Annotated in this window: 19 protein-coding genes and 1 pseudogene; 11 read left to right on the top strand and 9 right to left on the bottom strand. The window is 60.3% G+C overall.

Translation table 11 applies throughout. The features are described from left to right. Positions 1-27: 27 nt before the first annotated feature. The 4 genes from ACODR8_RS18100 to ACODR8_RS18085 all read right to left on the bottom strand — a co-directional run bounded on the left by ACODR8_RS18100 (position 28) and on the right by ACODR8_RS18085 (position 2611). Positions 28-231 (bottom strand): toll/interleukin-1 receptor domain-containing protein, encoded by a 204-nt coding sequence (locus ACODR8_RS18100; protein ID WP_489008545.1) that lies wholly within the window; start codon positions 229-231, stop codon positions 28-30. A gap of 16 nt (positions 232-247) precedes the next feature. Further along, positions 248-685 carry a TIR domain-containing protein gene (locus ACODR8_RS18095; RefSeq protein ID WP_489008544.1) on the bottom strand — a complete coding sequence of 146 codons (438 nt, stop codon included), beginning with the start codon at positions 683-685 and terminating at the stop codon, positions 248-250. Between the two features lie 369 nt (positions 686-1054). Beyond that, the gene (locus ACODR8_RS18090; protein ID WP_489008543.1) at positions 1055-1843 is read right to left on the bottom strand and encodes a hypothetical protein; all 789 of its coding nucleotides are present in this window, start codon (positions 1841-1843) and stop codon (positions 1055-1057) included. 255 nt (positions 1844-2098) lie between these two features. Continuing rightward, complete coding sequence (locus tag ACODR8_RS18085) at positions 2099-2611, bottom strand: hypothetical protein (RefSeq protein ID WP_489008542.1); 513 nt, start codon at positions 2609-2611, stop codon at positions 2099-2101. A gap of 452 nt (positions 2612-3063) precedes the next feature. Between ACODR8_RS18085 and ACODR8_RS18080 the strand changes: the two genes are divergently transcribed. Continuing rightward, a complete protein-coding gene (locus ACODR8_RS18080; protein WP_489008541.1) occupies positions 3064-3279 on the top strand; it encodes a hypothetical protein in 216 nt (71 codons plus the stop codon). Positions 3280-3916: 637 nt separating this feature from the next. Here the strand turns inward: ACODR8_RS18080 and ACODR8_RS18075 are convergent. Genes ACODR8_RS18075 through ACODR8_RS18055 form a run of 5 tightly spaced genes read right to left on the bottom strand, consistent with a single transcriptional unit; the run spans position 3917 to position 7131 of the window. Continuing rightward, on the bottom strand, positions 3917-4378 hold the full coding sequence (locus tag ACODR8_RS18075) for a hypothetical protein (protein WP_489008540.1): 462 nt from the start codon (positions 4376-4378) through the stop codon (positions 3917-3919). Continuing rightward, the gene (locus tag ACODR8_RS18070) at positions 4375-5148 is read right to left on the bottom strand and encodes a DUF3800 domain-containing protein (protein ID WP_489008539.1); all 774 of its coding nucleotides are present in this window, start codon (positions 5146-5148) and stop codon (positions 4375-4377) included. Before ACODR8_RS18070 ends, ACODR8_RS18075 begins: the two co-directional genes overlap by 4 nt. 38 nt (positions 5149-5186) lie before the next feature. After that, positions 5187-6464, bottom strand: a complete 1278-nt coding sequence (locus tag ACODR8_RS18065; protein ID WP_489008538.1) for a hypothetical protein — start codon at positions 6462-6464, stop codon at positions 5187-5189. Next, a complete protein-coding gene (locus tag ACODR8_RS18060; RefSeq protein ID WP_489008537.1) occupies positions 6465-6851 on the bottom strand; it encodes a HigA family addiction module antitoxin in 387 nt (128 codons plus the stop codon). Continuing rightward, positions 6826-7131 carry a hypothetical protein gene (locus ACODR8_RS18055; protein ID WP_489008536.1) on the bottom strand — a complete coding sequence of 102 codons (306 nt, stop codon included), beginning with the start codon at positions 7129-7131 and terminating at the stop codon, positions 6826-6828. The genes ACODR8_RS18060 and ACODR8_RS18055 overlap by 26 nt, the downstream gene beginning before the upstream one ends. Positions 7132-7423: 292 nt before the next feature. Here ACODR8_RS18055 and ACODR8_RS18050 point away from each other — a divergent pair, with 292 nt between their 5' ends. The 10 genes and pseudogenes from ACODR8_RS18050 (at position 7424) to kdpB (ending at position 20308) form a co-directional block, all read left to right on the top strand. Beyond that, positions 7424-7774, top strand: coding sequence for a hypothetical protein (locus ACODR8_RS18050; RefSeq protein WP_489008535.1), 351 nt, complete (start codon positions 7424-7426; stop codon positions 7772-7774). Positions 7775-8472: 698 nt separating this feature from the next. Further along, positions 8473-8568, top strand: a complete 96-nt coding sequence (locus ACODR8_RS18045) for a hypothetical protein (RefSeq protein WP_489008534.1) — start codon at positions 8473-8475, stop codon at positions 8566-8568. Continuing rightward, positions 8564-8701 (top strand): annotated as a pseudogene (locus tag ACODR8_RS18040) (phage integrase central domain-containing protein); the annotation flags it as partial. The gene ACODR8_RS18045 and the pseudogene ACODR8_RS18040, both read left to right, overlap by 5 nt. Before the next feature lie 229 nt (positions 8702-8930). Next, positions 8931-11444, top strand: coding sequence for a TonB-dependent receptor (locus tag ACODR8_RS18035; protein WP_489008533.1), 2514 nt, complete (start codon positions 8931-8933; stop codon positions 11442-11444). 37 nt (positions 11445-11481) lie between these two features. Continuing rightward, the gene (locus ACODR8_RS18030) at positions 11482-12708 is read left to right on the top strand and encodes a YdcF family protein (RefSeq protein WP_489008532.1); all 1227 of its coding nucleotides are present in this window, start codon (positions 11482-11484) and stop codon (positions 12706-12708) included. A gap of 23 nt (positions 12709-12731) precedes the next feature. Then, positions 12732-14642 carry a glycoside hydrolase domain-containing protein gene (locus tag ACODR8_RS18025; protein WP_489008531.1) on the top strand — a complete coding sequence of 637 codons (1911 nt, stop codon included), beginning with the start codon at positions 12732-12734 and terminating at the stop codon, positions 14640-14642. Between the two features lie 53 nt (positions 14643-14695). Beyond that, positions 14696-15844: a Ca2+-dependent phosphoinositide-specific phospholipase C gene (locus ACODR8_RS18020; protein WP_489008530.1), complete on the top strand. Its 1149-nt coding sequence runs from the start codon at positions 14696-14698 to the stop codon at positions 15842-15844. 605 nt (positions 15845-16449) lie between these two features. Next, positions 16450-16539, top strand: a complete 90-nt coding sequence (kdpF, locus tag ACODR8_RS18015; protein ID WP_037492487.1) for a K(+)-transporting ATPase subunit F — start codon at positions 16450-16452, stop codon at positions 16537-16539. Positions 16540-16554: 15 nt separating this feature from the next. Next, complete coding sequence (kdpA, locus tag ACODR8_RS18010) at positions 16555-18258, top strand: potassium-transporting ATPase subunit KdpA (RefSeq protein ID WP_489008529.1); 1704 nt, start codon at positions 16555-16557, stop codon at positions 18256-18258. Between the two features lie 13 nt (positions 18259-18271). Continuing rightward, on the top strand, positions 18272-20308 hold the full coding sequence (kdpB, locus tag ACODR8_RS18005; RefSeq protein ID WP_489008528.1) for a potassium-transporting ATPase subunit KdpB: 2037 nt from the start codon (positions 18272-18274) through the stop codon (positions 20306-20308). Positions 20309-20321: the final 13 nt, after the last annotated feature.

The following is a 20321-nucleotide window of genomic DNA, read 5'->3' as shown; positions in this document are numbered from 1 at the left end:
AAACGCCGCAAAGCCTGACAGGCCGCGTCAACGCCACCTTCCGTCGGCACTTACGGTGCATTTGCCCATCTCGGTCTGAATGTGGAGGGCCAAATTTTCGCCACGGCCGCTAATGTATGGATCGATGATGTCGAGATAAGATTCAATTCCGTGCAGTTCACGTAGACGGCGTTCGATCCGCGTTGCGAGCAACGAGTCGGCGGATTGGTGGGAGAGGAACACTTTTACCATTGGTATATATCTCGCTTCACGTTCCGCGGTAGTAAAGATCCCAAATCCCACCGACAACGGACTTGGAATTCCATGCGACGCACTTGCTGGATGCTTGAACGACGACACTTGCGGACCGTTGCGCGCCGCGTAGGTCTACCGCAAGGATCGGCTTTCCGTAGATCCCTGCGCCGTCGATCTCCTTGCCGATCCACTTGCTGTAGTGCGTGTACATGCCAGTCGGGATCACGATGACGTGACTCCGGCAAATCTGACGGTGGATCGCCTCGCGCAGAGCCTTGTCAGTGTTGGCATTGAGGATCGGATCGCTGCTCGGGACTGAGAAGTTCCGTAGGTCGAGCGACGCTTGGCCCACCCTCCAAGTCTGCTCGAAGGTCCAGTTGGATAGCGTGGCATAGTGGCCGGAGTAAGCCCACGAGTGGCTGATGAATACGTGAATCTGATGGGTGCTCATTTCAAACTTGCCGCTAGATTGCCTGTTTGTTCGTACTTTATTTGTTCGCGAGTAACAACGCCCGATGATGCTGAATTTATTGACCATACCAGACCGGTCTGAGGCGGGTTCCTGGAAGGGATCTGAGTGGGTGGCTAATGGTCCCTCCAAGAGCCGGCGGCCACCAACAGTGTTGCTCGGCGACGATGCATTTTTAGGTGTGCGTCGTCGACACCTGCCTGAAAAGCGGACCGACAGTACTCGGGGATGAAAAATTGGACGCTGAACGTCTGCGATGGGTCGATCGTGCAGCGGCTTACTTAGCCTGTTGGATTAGGCCCCCGTAAATTTCCATCGCTTTTCAAAAATGCGTACGTCAACACTGTCCATCTACCGACCCGTAATCAACGGGCCTGATGGCGGCATCGGAAAGGCAAACGGCGCGATTGCCGCGCCGCGATAACCCGAGGTGCTCACGGCGTAAAGCTTGAGGCCTATCACGCTATGCGCCATCAAAGTCATCGAGATCTGCATGAGAATGATGGTCGCGATGCCCCACCATAATGCCGGATGGACGTGGCCTCGGCGGCGACGATCCGCAACGATCGCAATCAACGGCCACAACATCACTGCGGCGAAAACGCCCCATTCTGCATATGGGACAAGCAGCGGCATTGGCAAAAGGCGGCCAAAGGCTGGTCCGGTCAGGATTGCCATGGCGCAAAACATGAAACGCCTGTGCCATTCGGTTCGCTTGCGCATCGATATCGCCACGATGACCAAGCCGCCAAAGCAGAGGATCGATAGGATGTTCATGACAAGAAAATATGCCGGAAGGAAGAAGAACGGCGTGGCGGCGTTTCGCGTCATTTCTATGGTCGTATATATGCCGACGAGGACCATCGCGCTGGCCCACCCAGCGCCTACCCAGCCGAGCTGCCGGTGAAGGGCGATCGAGCCCCGGGTGACTAGGAGGTTTTGTGAGACGAACAGCACCACCCAACCAAAGAAGATGAAAGCGTGGAGGTGGACAAGTGGCGGCGCGCCAAACGTCGAGCGACCCGTCGCCGCTTGAAGGGAAAAACCGGCAACGATAGTCAAAGCCATCGCGATCGCCATCCTCAAAAAGAACCGGTCATCGCGCCCATATCCAGGTAGCGGTTCAGCCAAAGTCGCCATCTACAACCTCCACGCCATCTAGTGATGAAGCTAACGCAAGGGGAGGCGCGGCTCAACCTGTGCAGAAAGCTATTATAGGCGTTCTGTATCACCCGATTTCGGCGAAAGTCCTATTACTGATAGACCTGCCGATTAACGGTAAGAGATCGTCGGAAGGCAACCAATAACCGACGGTCTGCTGCCGGATAACGAAATTTAATCGCTGATAGGCCACAAAGGGTCGATCCTTCCTATCGCGCAGTTATGGCAGCAGCCTCACGGTTCGGGCACACCAAATAAGAACTCCGATCGCCACCACGCGCGGTTTTCAGCCGTATTTGTGGTCCTGTTTCCGGCGTCCTTCAGTGACGGGTTTGAGATAATCGAAACGGCGCGGGGTAGTTTTGAAAGCCACCCTAGCTGCGCCTGCAGCTCATCCCAAGAGATCGCATGCCTAACGTCGTTGATTTCCCACCGCAACGTGGCTTGCATCTGTTCAGTTGCCGCCGAAATGCCGATCAGCCCATGACATACGCCATTCCGAACATCGAGCGGCTTTTGCAGTTGGCGGCGCAACGTCGTGGCGAGTAACGGCCCGAGTGAGTTGGCGGGTTGAGATTCGATGACCGCGCTCTCCCAGGTTTGCAACGCAGCGGCTATGCCACGCGCCCTTGGCGGCAGGAGGCCATGGGCGCGAACAACTTCGTGGCGCACAGCTTTCTCGACCGAGGCCCAAACCAGCAACAGCGATCCCAAGGAACTGCTGATTCTTTCGTAAGATATGTCCAATGCCGCCCCCCGCCGACCTCATCCACGTGCCATATCTCCGGCACTGACTGATGTCACCTAAGGGCAAGCCTCATAAACCAATGCTATTGTTGCCCTTCGGCACTCAAGGGATTCTCGACTGCGCGGAAAGGAAAGCGGCTGTTCCGCAGTTGGGACTAGAAAGCCGCTGGCTGAATGTCTCACAAGGGTCGATGGCAGCCCCGGTCCTGGGTGCCTTGAAATGGGACGATGCTGCCGTTTTCGATCAGTCTGGCGAATGGCAGCTCGCACCAGAAGCCGTCGTTCCGAGGCTGTCTGGGCGGGATCCCGGCACGAGAGAAAAGTGGGTCGAATATTGACTGTTTACGTTTTACCTCACTTCGGCAGCAGATCGGGCCTGACAACTTATCGTTAGCCATGATACCGGATGCCCTGCTTTCTCTCCCCTCGGCAATTGAGACTAGGAGTCGATCATGCGCGAAAACGCTGCCTTCAACGTGTTTTTTCCTTTGAAAGACGAGGCGACGGTGCGCGCATGGCTGGACAAATTTGATAGCGAGGACGGCTATGCGCTGGGCCCGGTAGATAATGTCGGCGTGATCAAGCTGAAGGAAACGATGTTCCTGGTTTCGTTCCTGAGCGAACGTGACGCTCAGGCCATGCGACGGCATTTCTATCCCGATCTGTAATGCGACGAAATCAGGTCGGCGCCGTGACGCCGCCGCCGCAAACGAACGTTGCATCTTGGGACTTTCCTGCCCTTACCAGGTGACGCGTCGAACGGCAGGTCTCGCCAGGAGCGGACGTCCAGCGCTCCCCGACGGCCATCGGAGTGCAATTGGAGACGCGGAATGCGACTCGTAGATTTCAGCTTAGCATATAAAGAAGCCGCCGTTCGCTCCCACGGCCTGTCAACCAACTCACGCCATCAGCAACCGCCGACAATCAACTACCGTCGTCTGGGCCAAAGTTCTCACCTGACTTTCGTCGATGGTCGCGTCTGGATCGTGGAGTGAAGCAGTGCAGCCGCTTGTGTCGTCAAGATGAGTTATTGGAAGGTGAGCGGGCGTGCCACCCCCCGGCCCGTCCGTAGCAATCTATGGCGTGATCGACACGTAAAGTTCGCAAAAGCGGAGCAGAGCATTGGCCGCCAACCGCCAAAGCGGCTTGTTTCACCGCGCCCACGCTGGTACCGCATATGCGGTACCAGGCAATTAGCCTTGCATTCACACTTGACCATGCATAGATACGTCTCAGTCTCACCTGCCATGCGTAGGAAGAGCATTCGAGGTCGGTTCGGCAACGCTGAGCCGGCCTCAGCTGATTCTAGTGGCCGTGAAACTTGTCGCGTTCTGCGCGCAAAGTGCCAATGCGGTGGGCTTGATGCGTTTCATAGGCTGATTTCAGAAGCCAGTAGCCGTCGCGGCGGGCCAGGATGACGAGATACTCCTCGCGGTACCACAGCAGGACACTGGTTTCCGATTTGCGCTTGTTCTCCCACCACTCGATGTCGCCGTCGGTATTCCAGGCTTCGATGACATACTTCACCCAGCGCAGTCGCTCGCAGCGCCGCATGTCGGGCAGGCGATCATCCTCCACCGGTCCTTGCTGGATAAGATGCCAGAAGGCGGCCCATTTGCCTTCTGTTTCAGGAAGGCGGCGACAGGATACCCGGTCGCCGCGAAAGATCAGCCCGCCCTGCGCGATCTCCGCGAGGAAGATCGCGTAGAGTTCGATTTCATAGGCCTTCCAGTCACCCCCGAACGGGAGCAGCGCCGGCACACTCATCCGGCACCCTCCTGCGCCGCCCAAACCAGCAGGTTGAACTTGGTGCTGGAAAACGACGCGGTCTGGGTCAGCGCCTTCGGCCCGAGCCGGCCACGCAGCTGTGCAAGCAGCGCCTGCTTCGCCGCACTCGTCTCCAGCCTACGGTTGGCGTAGCCGACCGCACCGATCAGCAGGTCGGTCAGCTGGAGGATCTCGCTCTCATGCGAGCGGATCTGCTCTACGCGCTCAACCGTCTTGTGATTGAAGTCATGGATGTTGTTGGAAAGCACGTTGTGCAGGTCACGTGTCTTGGGACCGCCGCGCGTGTCCTTCACGTCGAGATAGACGCGGTAGGCGTGCGACGGAGAAATGACGTATTTCAGCATTGTGAAATACATTTTGTAATACCACTCGTCATGGTTCTGGCCGAATCGCTCGTGGTCGAGCTTGTCCTTGTCGGGAACCAATATGCCGCGGAACCGCAGCTTCGGCTCGCTAAGGAAATAGTCGAGAACGTCGGCGTAGAAATCGACCTTGCCAGAAGAAACCTTCGTCCATTTGGTCTCGAAGGTCGGCCCAAGCCCGTGCCGGCGCTTGATCGCGCGGAGCTGCTCCTTGACGCGCTGGGTCTCGCCGACCTCACACCAGACGCAGCCGAGCACCATCACGGGAATCCTGTCCCCCTCGATGTGGCAGCTTTCGTCGCAATAAAGGTTGTAAACGAGACGATTCATGCAACCAATTCTAGAGACTGTCGGCGAGCGCGCAACAATCGCGATGACCTTCTTCATGCGCATTGTTGGCCAGCGCCGCGATCGCTGGCATCGGTCTACTCCTGGGACTGGATTTCGCGCCGCAATTCCGCGATCTTCGGATCGAGCGGCAACTCGCGCGTTCGCTCTGACAACGCCCAGCCGTTGGCCTCGCTCCAGGCCTTCTCCCACTTGGCATCACGCATGTCAGTCGGGAATACGCGGACGTGGCGGTCAGGTTGCCAGATCGCCTGCTGGTACGACTGGGAGGCTTCGAATTCTAACGTCACCCGATCCAGATAGGGTGGCTCATAGCCCCCGGCCCGCCACGGCCTGAACGAAGTAAAGACGACCGGCAGGTCGCTGAAGTCGTCCGGCTCCTGATCGATCTCGATGATCTCGCTGTAAGGGATCACCCCGATCAGACGGAAATGCACCTGATGCTGACGCGGCATCCCGCTCCACGCGGTGATGATGGCATCGGATGATCCCAGAGCCTGCGGCCGTGCCCAGAGCCGTTCGGCTTCGTGCGGATATATATGGTTGAAGCCGGTGGCGAAGTCCCATTCCTGGGTTTCAGGGTTATAGAAGCCGTAATGCTGGCGGACGATGATCCGCAGACCATCGATACCCGGCCCGCACGAGAAAGCCGGACGCCAGCGATAGTCACCACTCTCCCACCCGCCTTCATCGACCTGCGGATAACGATCGTCAGAGGCGTCCCGGATGATGATCGGCGCGCCGGGCCAATGTGCGCCTTCCTGCATCTTGCGGATACGTCGCTTGAGGGTGGTCGCTCGCCGGATGCGCGTACCGACCGCCTGTCGCCGTATCTGCAACGAAATCCCGAAATAGGCGAAGAGCAAGTTGTCGTTCTTCGGCTGGAAGAGCTGATCCTCGATCTCGCCGCGCCCCCAGATGTAAATCTCCTGCACGCCGCGGTCACGACACCAGGCACGGCACGCATCGCGGGTGGCTTTCGAGAAATCACACGCCGCCGCGAAGATCATCCCGTGGAGACCGACGATGCTTTCGGGTGGTATCGCATCGAGGTGCTGGACGATCTTCGTCGGACCGATCGCCTTCTCGCGCTTGCATTGGATCAGCCAGGGACGATCATGGTCCGGCTCCGCAACGTCGTTCTCACCCTCTACGGGCTCTGGCGGCTGACCTAGAGCGGTTGAGACAGCCTCGATCGCGCGAGCATCGAAACCGTCATCGCCGCCGCTCCGCCCCGTCGCTTCGAGTACGCGCCAGGGCCGGAAATCATAGACGAGCTGGCGAACGAGATCCTCGAACCTCTTGGGCTCGAGATGCTCGAACGGTAGCGGGTTCAGAGTGCGCGTCGTGACCATTCAGCCCGGCGAGTTCGCGGCGCTTGCGGCATCGGCATCGGTCCGCCCCTTGGCTCGCGTTCGCACGACGTCGGCTTCCGTGACCGACACGCGGAGAATTGTCAGGTCGCCCAGCTCCTCGCCGAGATCACGCCGCGCCTCGAACAAGTCCCGCGCCTGCTGCAGGTTGAGCCAGAATTCTGGATCGGTGCCGAGCACACGACCCAACCGCAGTGCCATCGGAGCGGTGATCGACCGCCGATCGTTCATGAGCTCGTTGATGCTGTGGCGCGACACGCCCATCGCCTGGGCGAGGCGATCCTGCGTCACCCCTTCGATCGTCAGGAAATGCGCTCGCAAGACCTCGGATATCCGTGGCGGTTCATGCAATCGGTCGGTCTCCTTCATCGATGTCCTCGTCCGAGAACGGCTGCAGCCGGAGCGCGAAGGCGCGGTTCACGTCGTAATCCCAGGCGAAGCTGATCGCCCACGAGGCATCGACCGGGGCTGCATAATGGCCCTCGGGCAGCCGCACGACGCTGGTGAAGCCGCCGATCGTCGACCAGCCGCGAGCGGCGAGCAGCAGGTTCGCCTTCCAATAGGCGGCCGAAGCAAGCGCCGCAGGTATTTCTGGATGCCCGCCGCAGGCGAGTATCAGGCTCAAGATCGGGTCGTCGGTTGTAATCACTGTATCCTCCGTGAAGCGCATCGCATCGGGCGATCGGCGCCGGCGGAGGGGAAAAGCCGGTATGGATAGCGAAGCGCCGCGCCCATTCGCGCAGCGTGGAGAGCTCGGGCGGGGGTGGCGTCGGTGCGAAGACACGGAAGCCGATAGTCAAACGGACGGCGCCGATGACCTGGCGAACACGGGTACGGAACAGCCACGCTATCGGCTCCACCCTCGATGCACCGCGGTCGAGGCGAAAGATGTTAAGCAGCTCTTCGAGCGCGCGGCCGACCGATCGGCGGGATAGCAGGACGTGGCCGATTTCATGCGCAGTCGTGAAGGAGCGTCGCCCTGCATGGCCGCCCATAGTCGTCGACATTGCGAACTGGAATTCATCGAGGAACGCGTCGCGCAGAGGTTTGATCGCAGTGTCGTAACGCACGCTGCCCTGGACGAAGATGCGGGCGTCTTTGTGCTCGGTAAGCGCATGGAGGATATCGTGGCTGATCCGGACCGTCGGCTGCTTGCACTGGACGAGCATGCGGCTCTGGTTGGAATGAACGACGAGATCGAGGTCATAGTCGATCCGCGGCGCAACCCTGGTGGCAACAGCCGTTGCGGCCGAAACGCTATGCGCGGTCGCCCGCCAGTTGCGGACAAATGATAGATCAAACCGGGGGGCAGCGATGCTCATGGTAGGCATGTAGGCCGTGAGCCTACAGAGTTCAAGAGTGTTCGTAAGATGTGAGTCGGCCGACGCGCGTTATAGAACTGATGTCTGACGATCACGAGGAAGCGCTGGCTGTGTTCGCGGACGGCGTATGCAGGCTGCTCAAGTTCGAAGAACTCTTCTACCCGATGAGCGAATGGCCGGTTGTAACGGAAGTTGCCGTTCTAAGCCCAACCGGCGAACGACGCGTTCTGGTCGCGAACTGCCCTAAGGCCGCGTCGAAGCAATGGATGCTATGTAAATTCACGTTCGTCATGTGCAGATTGCTGTGGATTATGGTAGACGCAGATAGATAGAAAAAAATTGTCAGAGCGGCGAAAATGGGCATCGCACCGCGCTGTTTTTTTGCTTGCGGGTACAATTGAGGGTATCCACACAAATCATTTTCGACGACTAAGATTTTAAAACAATTGAGTAAATTCTCAATTCGAGTCCTCTTCTGGCACCATTTGTTCTTCCGGCGACGTCCGAAGATCCCCAGTAAGCGACTGGTTTCAAAGGAAGCGGGCAACGGTCGCGGCAAGATTCACCTCGGCTACCTCATTCAAGGAATCTGCGCAAGAATGGATCGCCAAATGCTAGCGTGAGGGTCGCGCTGCCATCACACTCGACAAATCCGTTGGCTCCTGGGCATGGCCTATCCGCTGATCGGATCCCATCCGATTGATGGCATAACGCCTCACGAGGCGCTGGCGGTCCTGCGCAAGGGAGACGAACGGTCGCTATAAGAGCGCGCTGCGCATGCGGCGCGTGCTAAGCCGCATCTTTCGCTACGGAATCGCGACTGCCCGCTGCGACCGCGGTGTGGCTGCTGACCTGCGCGGTGCCATCTGGCCCAAGTGGCAGAGTGTTACAGCCTAGCTCATGCCGCTCAAACACCGATATCTGCGAGTCGGAAAGCGGTTCGCGTTAGGCTGACACCACCCATGGTCCTGATCTCGGCGATCGGTGGGCGTGGTAACTTTGCCAAGGCGAACCTCCCCGGCAATCCTCGAAAATGCCCAACTTTCCGACATTGACTGGTCAGACTGTCATGGCTCTGTCGCGAAGCGTCCCTAACCGCCCGGCATCCAAGCGGGGAAATCGCACAATGCAACTTACAGTCAAGAAATCCAAAGCCGTCATTCTGCTCACTTCGCTCAGCGCGCTGGCGATGTCGGCGTCCGGCATTGCTGCCGCGCAAGAAACTGCGCCGGCCGCCGCACCGGATGTGGAAGAAGAGCCGCAATCGGACATCGTCGTAACCGGCAGCGCGCGCGCACAACGCCGCTTTGACGTATCCTATGCGGTCAATTCGCTCGGCGAGGCTGAAGTCCAGAAGATCGCGCCCAAGAATTTCGCCGATCTGCTCGGCACGGTTCCGGGCATCCAGGTGGAAGCGACTGGCGGTGAAGTGCAGAACATCACCCGCGTACGCGGTATTCCGACGGATCGTGGCTATCTGATCTTCCAGCAGGACGGGCTGCCGCTATATCATGAAATCGACGGCGTGTTCTTCAACTCCGGCGACGGCATGAACCGCTACGATCTGATGACCGAGCGCGTTGAAATCGTCCGCGGTGGCCCTGCGCCGATTTACGCGAGCAGCGCCGCCGCCATTGCCAATAATATCACAGCGACCGGCGGACCCGAATCGCGTGGCAAGGCGCAGATCACGTTGGGCGATACCGGTCTGTACCGGCTGGACGCCATGCAGTCAGGCCCAGTTGGCGAAAACACCTATTATGCGATTGGCGGCTTCCTGCGCCAGCATGATGGCTATCGCGACGCCGGATTTCCCAACGACAAAGGTGGTCAGATCCGCGCCAATCTGAAGCACGATCTGGACAATGGCTTCGTCAAGGTGACGATGCAATATACGAACGATCACAACCTGTTCTATCTGCCGATCCCGATCGCCGATCCGCGCAATCCGTCAGTCTCGCTCGATCCCTATATCGACTATCACACCGGCACGATGAACTCGCCGTCGCTGCGCAACGTGAACATCAAATATCGTGATGGCGCGGGTGTGACGCAGGGCTTGACCCGCGATCTGGCCGATGGACGCCATATCCGCTTCTTCAACGCCGGCATCCAGTATGAAGGCGATTTCAACGGCTGGCTCGTCTCTGCCAAGGGCGGGTTTACCAAGGGCAAGAACAGCTTCGACGCTTTCTATTCGACCACCAATCCGGTCGATGGCAATGCCTTTATCGCCAGCAATCTGGCAGCCGCACGCACGGCTTTTGGAGCGGACGTAGCGCGCCTGGGTTACGCGATCGCTGGCACGAACGGCGCGACGGCCTATGATCCCTATTCCGCTTCCGGGCTGGTCATGTCCGGCCAGTATCGCGTTTCGGAATCGAAATTCTATTCGGGACAGGCCGATCTGAGCGTGACCCGCAAATTCGAAACCGGCTTTGGCACGCACGACGTGCGGGTTGGCACTTATGGATCATTTTACGGCAATACGCTGTTCCAGGTCTATCAGGACATGCTGATCGAAGTTCAGAGCCGGCCGCGTACGCTCGATCTCGTCGCCTATTCGGCCACGGGTGCCGTGTTGGGTTCGGTCACGCAAAATGGCGTTTTGCGCTACACGACCACGCTCAATCAGGGCAAGGCCGATGCGAAGATGATCGCCATCTACGCGAACGACACTTGGGACGTGACCGACGGATTGAAGATCGACGGTGGCATCCGCAAGGAATGGTATGACTATGAAGGCTATTCGTTACTGTCGGCCAGCGCCAATCTGGGCGACGCCACCACGATAGCCGATAATAATACCCGCGCCTTCACTGGCGCGATAGTTTCCCAGACGCTCAAGCCTTCGGCGACCAACTGGACACTCGGCGCCAATTACGATTTCAACGGCAATTTGGGTGCCTATGGGCGTGTCTCCAATCTGGAAGTACCCCCGCAGATGGGCGTGGTATCCAACCCAGCGCCCACCATTATCAAGACCAAAGCGCGTCAGTATGAATTGGGCGTCAAGGCAAGCTATGGCCCTGCCTATGTCTATGTGACGGGATTTTACACGAAGTTTAACCCGTTCAACGCCTCATTCATCGCTTTCAATCCGGTGACCGGCCGCAACGACCAGTCCGTGCCTTTCATCGGCGAAGCTGTTGTGAAGGGTGTCGAAATCGACGGCAAGATCACGCCCGTCCGCTGGTTTGAATTGGCCGGCTCCGTCACCTATTCCGATGCGCAGTATCGCAACCTGCAAAACTCGTCAGGTGCCGATCCCAGCGCCGTGAACGGCAACCAGATCATCCGTGAACCCAAATTTTTCGGCAATGTGCGCCCATCGTTCACTTTCCCGGTGGGCGAGGGCGAACTGCAGATTGCGGGACGTTATGAATGGGTCGGTCGTCGCTATGTCGACCTTTTCAATCTAACTGCATTGCCCGCCTATCAGACGTTCGGCGCCAGTGCGGCGATGACCTATGGCAAGTGGCGCTTCCAGGTGGTCGGCGACAATCTGACCAATGCGAAGGGATTGACCGAAGGCAACCCGCGCACTGACCAGCTTGCCGGACAGGGCGCAAGCGATGCGATCTATGGTCGTCCGGTGTTCGGCCGCAATTTCCGCTTCATCCTCAGCCGGAGCTGGTAATTTGCACCTGATGCGTGCCTCTGCCTTCGGGGCTTGCGTGGCGGCTGCCTTGTCGCTGGCGTCGGCAACGACGGCAGCGCAGGAGCCTGCGGGGTACACATCACCCTTTGCCGATACGCTGCCGACGCGCGTCTTTCCGCTGTTCGCCATGATGCGGACAGCGGATGGCTGGGGGCAGGCATTGCGGGACGACAGCGTGCTTCAAACGCTGACAGCCAATCGCGCGGCGCGCATTCCCACGGGTCCATGCACCCCCTCGCCGCAATGCCTGGCCGATGCGTGGATCTGGACCGATGCGGACATCGCTTTGGTCCAGGCGCGCTTGCGGCACCTGGTGGAAAATCCGAAACTGGGCAAGGCGCTGGTCGCACGGCAGATGCGCCCATCGGGACGTTTTGCACGATATGCGGCGTTGTCAGACGCCGATCTGGTGGCGGCGGCCTGGGCGGAAACGGCGGCTGCCATCAACCGCGTGATCGCTGTCTATGCCAAGGGTGTGGCGCCGCGCTATCCCGTCATAGATGCGACCATCTTCAATATGGCTCTGCCACAGATGGCCGACATTTTGAGCGCGCATGGCGTCGCCACCGCAGCGCAGGCGAAGGGCAGCGACCTGTTTTTCGACCCCGCTCTGCGTTATGCGGCGGGCCTGCTGCAAATGAACGAACGCATCGACGCCGGAAATTTCCGGCCTTTGCTCGGCGGAGACAATGCCGAAACCAACCGCGCCATTGGCAGGATGAACTGGCGCGGAAAGCCCTACACTGCATTATTGGTATTTGGTCACGGACCGGAGGATGCACAATCGCACACCGGTGTGCTGGGGCATATCCGCTTGTCGATCGCCGCCGATATGTTCGCACGGGGCGTTGCGCCCTTCATCATCGTGTCGGGCGGCAATGTGCATCCCAACCGCACACCGTTCAACGAAGCGGTGGAGATGAAGCGGCTGCTCATCACGCAATATGGCGTGCCTGCCGACCGCATCCTGATCGAACCCCATGCGCGCCACACCACCACCAATTTGCGCAATTGCGCGCGGCTGTTGCTGGCCGCGAAATTCCCCACCGATCGGCCCGCCTTGGTCGTGTCGGATCATCGCACGATCCAATATATAGGCGGCGATGTGCTGGCCCAGCGCAATCTTGCCGAAATGGGCGTACAGCCCGGTCGTCTGACACCGGGACCCGACCAGTTCACGCTGGTCTTTACGCCAGATCCGATCGCTTTCCATGTCGAAGCCATAGACCCGCTCGATCCATGATGAGGCACATCGCCGTTATCCTGGTGGCAGTCTTGGCATATGGCGCGTTTGCGGAGACTGCGGCAGCGCGCGAGCCAGGGCTGCTGGTCGATCCGTTCGTGGGTACGCTTGCCGACTATGGACAACTCAGCCCCGCGGCGGTTGCGCCTTTTGGCATGGTCCAGCTTGGTCCCGACACGATGCCCGCCAACCATGCCGGCTATGACCATGCCGCCACCCAGCTCACCGGATTTTCGCACACGCGCGGCGTCGGTGTCGGCTGCGGCGGGGCGGGCGGCGACGTCAAGGTCATGCTCGCCTATAATGATGCGACACGTCCCGCGCCGATCAACAAGCGCCATGAGCGCGCCCATGCGGGCTATTACAGCGTCGGTTACGGTCCCGGCATCATCGCGGACATGACTGCCACACGTGGCGCGGGCAGCCTGCGCTTCACCGTGCCGAAGTCCGGGCAGGTCAACGTCATCGTCGCCTTCGATCGTGGTTATTCCAAGCGTATCGCCGCCCATTGGCAGGCGCAACCGGACGGCGATCTGCGCGCCAGTTTTTCAGCTGGCACCGTCTGTGACGCAGGCATCTATCATCTCCATTCCGCGACACGCCTGACCCATAATGGCAAGCCAGTGGCAGCGCTCTGGCACGGCGAAGCGGCACGAGAGGCGCGATTGGCGCTGCGCGTGCGCAGCGGCGATAGTGTCGAACTACGCACCGGCCTTTCCTCGGTCGATCCCGCTGCCGCGGCAGCAGTACGTGACACCGAACTGGGCAACCGTCCTTTCCCGACCGTTGCCGCGCAAACATTGGCCGAATGGAACAGGCAATTGTCCCGCGTCCGTATCGGCGGCGCCCAAAAGCAGCAGGGGCTCTTTTATACCTCGCTGTTTCGCGTGATGCAGTCACCCGTCGCCATCGCCGACCCGGACGGGCGCTTTCGCGGCAGCGATGGCACAGTCCAGCAGCTTTCGCCCGGCGATCAACATTATACGAGTTGGGCGCTGTGGGACAATTACCGGACGCAGATGCCGCTGCTCGCATTGATCGACCCGGAGCGCGCCGGGCAGATCGCGCGCTCGCTCGTGAGGCTCTATCAGAGTGGCAAGACGCGCTGGGCAACGCCAACCGAGCCATTTCTGACCGTGCGCACCGAACATGCGGGGATTGCCCTGCTCGATTTCCGACGCAGGGGCATTACTGATTTCGACGCGAAGGCGGCGCTGGCCGGGATGGTGGCGGAAAGCGCCACGCTTGCCCGCGAGACGCCGGACGAACAGATCGAGGCCGCCTATGACGATTGGGCGATTGCCGAACTGGCGTCGGACCTGGGCGAAACCGCCACCGCGCAGGCATTTCGTGCAAAGGCGCTCAGCTATCGTCCGATGTGGCTGGCTACCTTCCGCCACCTTGGGGACGATGCCGATATCGTGAAGGCGCGGGGGCTGTATCAGGGCACATTGGCGCAATATCGCTGGGCGCCGGTGTTCGACCTGCCATGGCTGGCCCGGACGCTAGGCCCGCAGTTCCGGTCCGAGCTGGAGCGCTTCTTCGCCGACAATCTGTTCAACATGACGAACCAGCCCGACATTCATACGCCCTATCTCTTTGCATGGGCGGGCGACAAGGCTGCCACCGAACGGGTGGTACGCCGCTACATTACCCAACCCGTACCGCATCGCTATGTCAATTCCGGCGTCCGGCCACAGCCATGGGTAGGGCGCAGCTTCGCCTTGTCGCCGCAGGGATTTGCCGACGGCATGGATGACGACGCAGGCACCATGTCTGCCTGGTACATCTGGGCCATGCTCGGCCTCTATCCCATCACGCCGGGCGATCCGCGCTATGTCGTCACGACGCCGATGGCCCGGAACATTCGGATCAACGGCAGGGCTTTGATGGACATGCCGGTTCGATCGGTACAGCAGGAGACAGGTCTGTGAAACGGTGTGTTATGGGGGCCAGCCTTGCTGCTGCCCTGTGTGGAGCGATGGCTATGGCACAGCCTGTGTCGAACCCCGACGCCTTGCCAATCAATGCAATACAAGTGGTCGGCACGCACAACAGCTACGCAATCCCCGCCGATCCGCGTGTCATGGCGCTGATGGCGCCACGTCTGTCCTCACGCATGGCAAAGGCGAGCGAAACGATGCTCCCCGCCCAGCGCGCGCAGATGCTGGATGAGCATCCCGGTCGCCTCACTGACATCGCCGCCAGCCTCGACTATGTGCAAATGCCGTTGCAGGCGCAGTTGCGCAGCGGCGTTCGTAGCATCGAAATCGATCTGCAACCCGATCCCAAGGGCGGTGCCTATGCCGATCCCCTTGCCTATCGCCAGTTGCGCGAGCAGGGTGTGACCGATCTTGCGCCCATCTATCGCAACGAACTGACAAAGCCGGGGATGAAGGTGCTGCATGTTGCCGACCTGGATTTTCGCAGCCAATGCCCGACTTTCCGATACTGCCTGACACTGATGAAGCAATGGTCGGATGCCACGCCGAACCACAGCCCTGTATTCGTGCTACTGGAGCCCAAGCTTTCAGGTCTGGATAAGGCGATCCCCGGCGCGACTGCGATCCCGCCGTTCGACAAGGCGGCGTTCGACGAAGTGGATGACAGCATTCGCAGCGTCCTTGGCCGCGACAAGCTGTTTACGCCCGACGATCTTCGGGGGGGCTTGCCGACACTGGAAGCTGCCGCACGGGCAAAACGCTGGCCAACGCTGGGGCAGGCCCGCGGAAAATTCCTGTTCCTGTTCCTCGTGCCAGGAATGAATCTCAAAACCTTCGCGCCCTATCTGGACGGACGCCCATCACTCCAGGGGCGTGTCGCCTTCGTGCAGGGTCAGGCGGGCATGGCGCACACCGCCTTCATGCTGTTCGACAATGCGCTGACGCGCGGCGCGGAAATAGGCGAGGCGGTCCGCCAAGGGTATCTGGTGCGGACACGGGCCGACATTGACACCGTTGATGCGCGCGATGGTTCGGGCAAGCGCCGCGACGCAGCGCTTGCCAGCGGCGCACAAATCATATCGACCGATTATTTGAGCGCCCCCAATATCTACGGCAACGACTACCATCTTGCCCCCTTTGTACAGGGATGGCGTTGCAACAACATGGTGTACCGTTGCAGCGGCGCTCGATAGCTGTTGCCTGGTGCCGCTATCGCGACGTGTTCCGCCATGTTGTTTTTGGCAGATCGATGGTTAGGCCCTCGAATTTTCGTTGGAAACAGACGGTCTGCTTGTGAGAATTCAGGATCATAGTTGAGGACCGACAAAGGGCCGGTGTCGTCGTCCTGCATACATACCATGGTGGGGTCGGTATCTCCGACGGCGTATCGACCTACCAAGCCATTGTCCTGGCCCAGTGCTTCACCAAATTGCTGAGTAGTTTGCGCTGGTGCGAGTTGGCGTTGGGACATGGCGGTTTACTGCCCCTTCATCGCCACCAAAAGTCGGCCATCGGTGCCATCAGCCACGATCATCCAAAGCCTCACGTCCAGTCATGGCCGGTGCGCTATGCGCTTCCATACGCAAATACTATGCGCTTGGGATATCCTCCGTCTCGAATTCCAACGACGCCCTGCAATATCTAGGCGACTGCAGATGACTCATGCGGCCTCCTTCGCGCGAGCACTGTGGGAGACAACCCATGCAGGACATCCTCTGGATCGGCCTCATCCTCGCTCTGCTCGGCGCTAGCCTTGGCTATGTCGCCCTGTGCGACAACGCGTGAGGGTGGCCGGACAATGACCCTTGATCTCTGGCTCGCGGCGATCACCGCCCTTGGCCTCCTTCTTTATCTGGTCGCCGTACTCGTGCGGCCCGAACGCTTCTAGACAAAGGAAGCTCTCATGACATTCCAGGGATGGCTGCTGATCGCGGCCTTTGTGGGCATTTTGCTGGCGCTGACCAAGCCGGTCGGCCTTTGGCTGTTCGCTCTATATGAGGGACGCCCCACACCGCTTCATGCCATACTCGGCCCGGTCGAGCGTGGGTTTTACAAATTGTCGGCCATTAATCCGAACGAGGATCAGAGCTGGCGGCGCTACGCCGTCCATATGCTGATCTTCAATGCCACGCTGCTGCTGCTGACCTACGCGATCCTGCGGTTGCAGGCGGGGCTTCCGCTCAACCCGCTGGGATATGCCGGGCTGAGCGAACATTTGTCGTTCAACACCGCGGTCAGCTTCACCACCAACACCAACTGGCAAAGCTATGGTGGCGAATCGACCATGTCGAACCTCAGCCAGATGCTTGGCCTGACCATCCATAATTTCCTGTCGGCCGCGACCGGCATCGCGCTCGCCTTCGCCTTTTTTCGCGGATTCGCGCGGCGCAGCGCGGCGGGTATCGGCAATTTCTGGGCCGATATGACGCGGGTGACGCTCTATCTGCTGCTGCCGATCTGCATCGTCTATACGCTGTTCCTGATCGCCAGCGGTGTGCCGCAGACATTGGCCGGTTCGGTCGATGTGACGACCCTGGAAGGCGTGAAGCAGACACTCGCGCTTGGCCCGGTCGCCAGCCAGGAAGCGATCAAGATGCTCGGCACCAATGGTGGCGGTTTCTTCAACGCCAATTCCGCCCACCCGTTCGAGAACCCCACCGCGCTCACCAATTTCGTGCAGATGGTGTCGATCTTCCTGATCGGCTTCGGCCTGACCTGGACCTTTGGCAAGGCGGTCGGCAACACCCGCCAGGGTTGGGCAATCCTCGCCGCGATGCTCACCATCTTCCTGATCGGCGTGACGGTCGTCTATGCACAGGAAGCCGCCGGTAATCCGATCCTGCACGGCCTGGGTGTTTCCGGCGGCAACATGGAGGGCAAGGAGGTCCGCTTCGGCATCGCCGCCTCGGCACTCTTCTCCGTCGTCACCACGGCGGCGAGCTGCGGCGCGGTCAATGCGATGCATGACAGTTTCACGGCGCTGGGCGGCATGATTCCGCTGTTCAACATCCAGCTGGGCGAAGTCGTCGTCGGTGGCGTCGGTGCCGGTATCTACGGCTTCCTGCTGTTCGCCATCCTGGCCGTGTTCGTCGCTGGCCTGATGGTTGGCCGGACGCCGGAATATGTCGGCAAGAAAATCGAGAGCCGCGAAGTGAAGCTGGCGGTGCTGGCCATTGCCGTTCTGCCGCTCATCATTCTTGGCTTCACCGCCATTGCATCGGTCATGGATGCCGGACTAGCCGGACCGCTCAACAAGGGGCCGCACGGCTTCTCGGAGATACTTTACGCCTTTACCAGCGCCGTCGGGAATAACGGGTCGGCCTTTGCGGGTCTTACCGCCAACACGCCCTTCTATAATGGGCTGCTGGGCATCGCGATGTGGCTTGGCCGTTTCTTCGTGATCATTCCGATGCTGGCGATCGCAGGCAGCCTTGCCGCGAAGAAATATACACCGGCGACGGCGGGCAGCTTCCCGACCACCGGACCGCTCTGGACCGGCCTCCTGATCGGCATTGTGCTGATCGTGGGTGGCCTCACCTTCCTGCCCAGCCTCGCGCTTGGTCCCATTGCCGATCATCTTGCGATGATCCGCGGCCAGCTTTTCTGATCGGAGCATAAAAATGGCACGCACAGCGTCCAAATCGCTCTTCACCGCAGACCTGATCGTTCCGGCGATCGGCGATGCATTCCGCAAGCTCAACCCGAAAAAACTGATCCGCAATCCGGTGATGTTCACGACCGCGGCGGTGGCTGTTCTTCTGACCGTCCTTTTGGCTGTCGGGCAGGACGGGCTGACGGTCGGCTTCAAACTGCAACTGGTCATCTGGCTGTGGCTGACGGTGTTGTTCGGCACCTTTGCCGAAGCCATCGCAGAGGGGCGTGGCAAGGCGCAGGCTGTGTCGCTGCGCGCGACCAAAGCCGACCTGACCGCCAAGCGCCTGAAAAGCGACGGCCGCGAGAGCGAAAATGTGCCGGCCAGCGCGCTCCGCATGGGCGACATCGTATTGGTGGAGACAGGTGACCTGATCCCGGCCGATGGCGAGGTCGTGTCGGGCGTCGCGTCTGTCAACGAAGCGGCCATTACCGGCGAAAGCGCGCCTGTCATCCGCGAAGCCGGTGGCGACCGGTCGGCGGTCACGGCGGGTACACGGGTCATTTCGGACGAGATTCGCGTCCGTGTCACCGTGAACCCCGGCCAGGGTTTCCTTGATCGGATGATCGCCCTGGTCGAAGGGGCCGAGCGACAGAAAACGCCCAACGAGATTGCCCTCACCATATTGCTGGTGGGCCTGACCATCATCTTCCTGATCGCTGTCGGCACCATCCCCGGCTTTGCAAGCTATGCAGGCGGGTCGATTCCGGTAGCAATCCTGGCCGCGTTGCTGATCACCCTCATCCCGACGACGATCGCCGCTTTGCTGTCTGCGATCGGCATCGCCGGCATGGACCGGCTCGTGCGCTTCAACGTCCTCGCCAAGTCCGGCCGCGCCGTCGAGGCCGCAGGCGACATTGATGTGCTGCTGCTCGACAAGACCGGCACCATCACGGTCGGCGATCGACAGGCGACCGAGTTTCGCCCGGTCGGCGGGGCCAGCCAGGCTGCGCTCGCAGAGGCCGCCCTGCTCGCCAGCCTGGCCGACGAGACGCCGGAAGGTCGTTCCATCGCCCTGCTCGCCCGTGACAAGTTCGGCCAATCGGCGCAGGTTCTGCCCGACGGCGCGGAGGTGATCCCGTTTACGGCGCAGACGCGGATATCCGGCGTGAAGGTCGGCGGCAGCGTGATCCAGAAGGGCGCGGTCGATTCCATCCTTCGCGCCAATCCCGGCCTGGACAAGGAACCGGCGACGCAGGAACTGCGCCGCATCACCGACGAGATTGCACGCGCGGGCGGCACACCGCTGGCGGTTGCAAAGGACGGCAAGCTGCTCGGCGCGATATTCCTGAAGGACATCGTCAAGGCGGGCATCCGCGAACGGTTCGGCGAACTGCGCGTCATGGGCATCCGCACGGTCATGATCACCGGCGACAATCCCCTGACCGCCGCGTCGATCGCCGCCGAAGCTGGCGTAGACGACTTTCTTGCCCAGGCGACGCCAGAGGACAAGCTGGCGCTGATCCGCAAGGAACAGGAGGGCGGACGCCTGGTCGCCATGTGCGGCGACGGCACCAATGACGCGCCAGCGCTCGCCCAGGCCGATGTCGGCGTCGCGATGAATACCGGCACCCAGGCAGCGCGGGAAGCGGGCAATATGGTCGATCTCGACAGTGATCCGACCAAGCTCATCGAAATAGTGGGGCTTGGCAAGCAGCTGCTGATGACGCGCGGCGCGCTCACCACCTTCTCGGTCGCCAATGACGTCGCCAAATATTTCGCGATCATTCCGGCCATGTTCGTGGTCCTCTATCCGGGCCTCGGCATTCTCAACGTCATGAAGCTTGCGACACCGCAGAGCGCGATCCTGTCGGCGATCATCTTCAATGCGCTGATCATTCCGCTGCTCGTGCCGCTGGCGTTGAAGGGTGTGACCTACCGACCCATCGGTGCCGGGCCGCTGCTGGCGCGCAACCTCGCCATCTACGGGCTTGGCGGCCTCCTGTCGCCGTTCGTCGGCATCAAACTCATCGACCTGGCCGTCAGCGGCCTTGGCCTCGTCTGACATCATCGGGCCT

It is taken from the genome of Sphingobium sp. FG58 (assembly GCF_057809055.1).
This window is presented reverse-complemented; position numbering and strand designations above follow the sequence as displayed.

What these genes read in the sequence shown, in the direction of transcription:
- ACODR8_RS18080 (WP_489008541.1), top strand. Translation starts at nt 3,064, where the DNA reads ATGCGCGAAAACGCTGCCTTCAACGTGTTTTTTCCTTTGAAAGACGAG.
- ACODR8_RS18095 (WP_489008544.1), bottom strand. Translation starts at nt 685, where the DNA reads ATGAGCACCCATCAGATTCACGTATTCATCAGCCACTCGTGGGCTTAC.
- ACODR8_RS18090 (WP_489008543.1), bottom strand. Translation starts at nt 1,843, where the DNA reads ATGGCGACTTTGGCTGAACCGCTACCTGGATATGGGCGCGATGACCGG.
- ACODR8_RS18060 (WP_489008537.1), bottom strand. Translation starts at nt 6,851, where the DNA reads ATGAAGGAGACCGACCGATTGCATGAACCGCCACGGATATCCGAGGTC.
- ACODR8_RS18045 (WP_489008534.1), top strand. Translation starts at nt 8,473, where the DNA reads ATGGCCTATCCGCTGATCGGATCCCATCCGATTGATGGCATAACGCCT.
- kdpF (WP_037492487.1), top strand. Translation starts at nt 16,450, where the DNA reads ATGACCCTTGATCTCTGGCTCGCGGCGATCACCGCCCTTGGCCTCCTT.
- kdpB (WP_489008528.1), top strand. Translation starts at nt 18,272, where the DNA reads ATGGCACGCACAGCGTCCAAATCGCTCTTCACCGCAGACCTGATCGTT.
- ACODR8_RS18070 (WP_489008539.1), bottom strand. Translation starts at nt 5,148, where the DNA reads ATGAAGAAGGTCATCGCGATTGTTGCGCGCTCGCCGACAGTCTCTAGA.
- kdpA (WP_489008529.1), top strand. Translation starts at nt 16,555, where the DNA reads ATGACATTCCAGGGATGGCTGCTGATCGCGGCCTTTGTGGGCATTTTG.
- ACODR8_RS18075 (WP_489008540.1), bottom strand. Translation starts at nt 4,378, where the DNA reads ATGAGTGTGCCGGCGCTGCTCCCGTTCGGGGGTGACTGGAAGGCCTAT.
- ACODR8_RS18035 (WP_489008533.1), top strand. Translation starts at nt 8,931, where the DNA reads ATGCAACTTACAGTCAAGAAATCCAAAGCCGTCATTCTGCTCACTTCG.
- ACODR8_RS18100 (WP_489008545.1), bottom strand. Translation starts at nt 231, where the DNA reads ATGGTAAAAGTGTTCCTCTCCCACCAATCCGCCGACTCGTTGCTCGCA.
- ACODR8_RS18020 (WP_489008530.1), top strand. Translation starts at nt 14,696, where the DNA reads ATGGCACAGCCTGTGTCGAACCCCGACGCCTTGCCAATCAATGCAATA.
- ACODR8_RS18065 (WP_489008538.1), bottom strand. Translation starts at nt 6,464, where the DNA reads ATGGTCACGACGCGCACTCTGAACCCGCTACCGTTCGAGCATCTCGAG.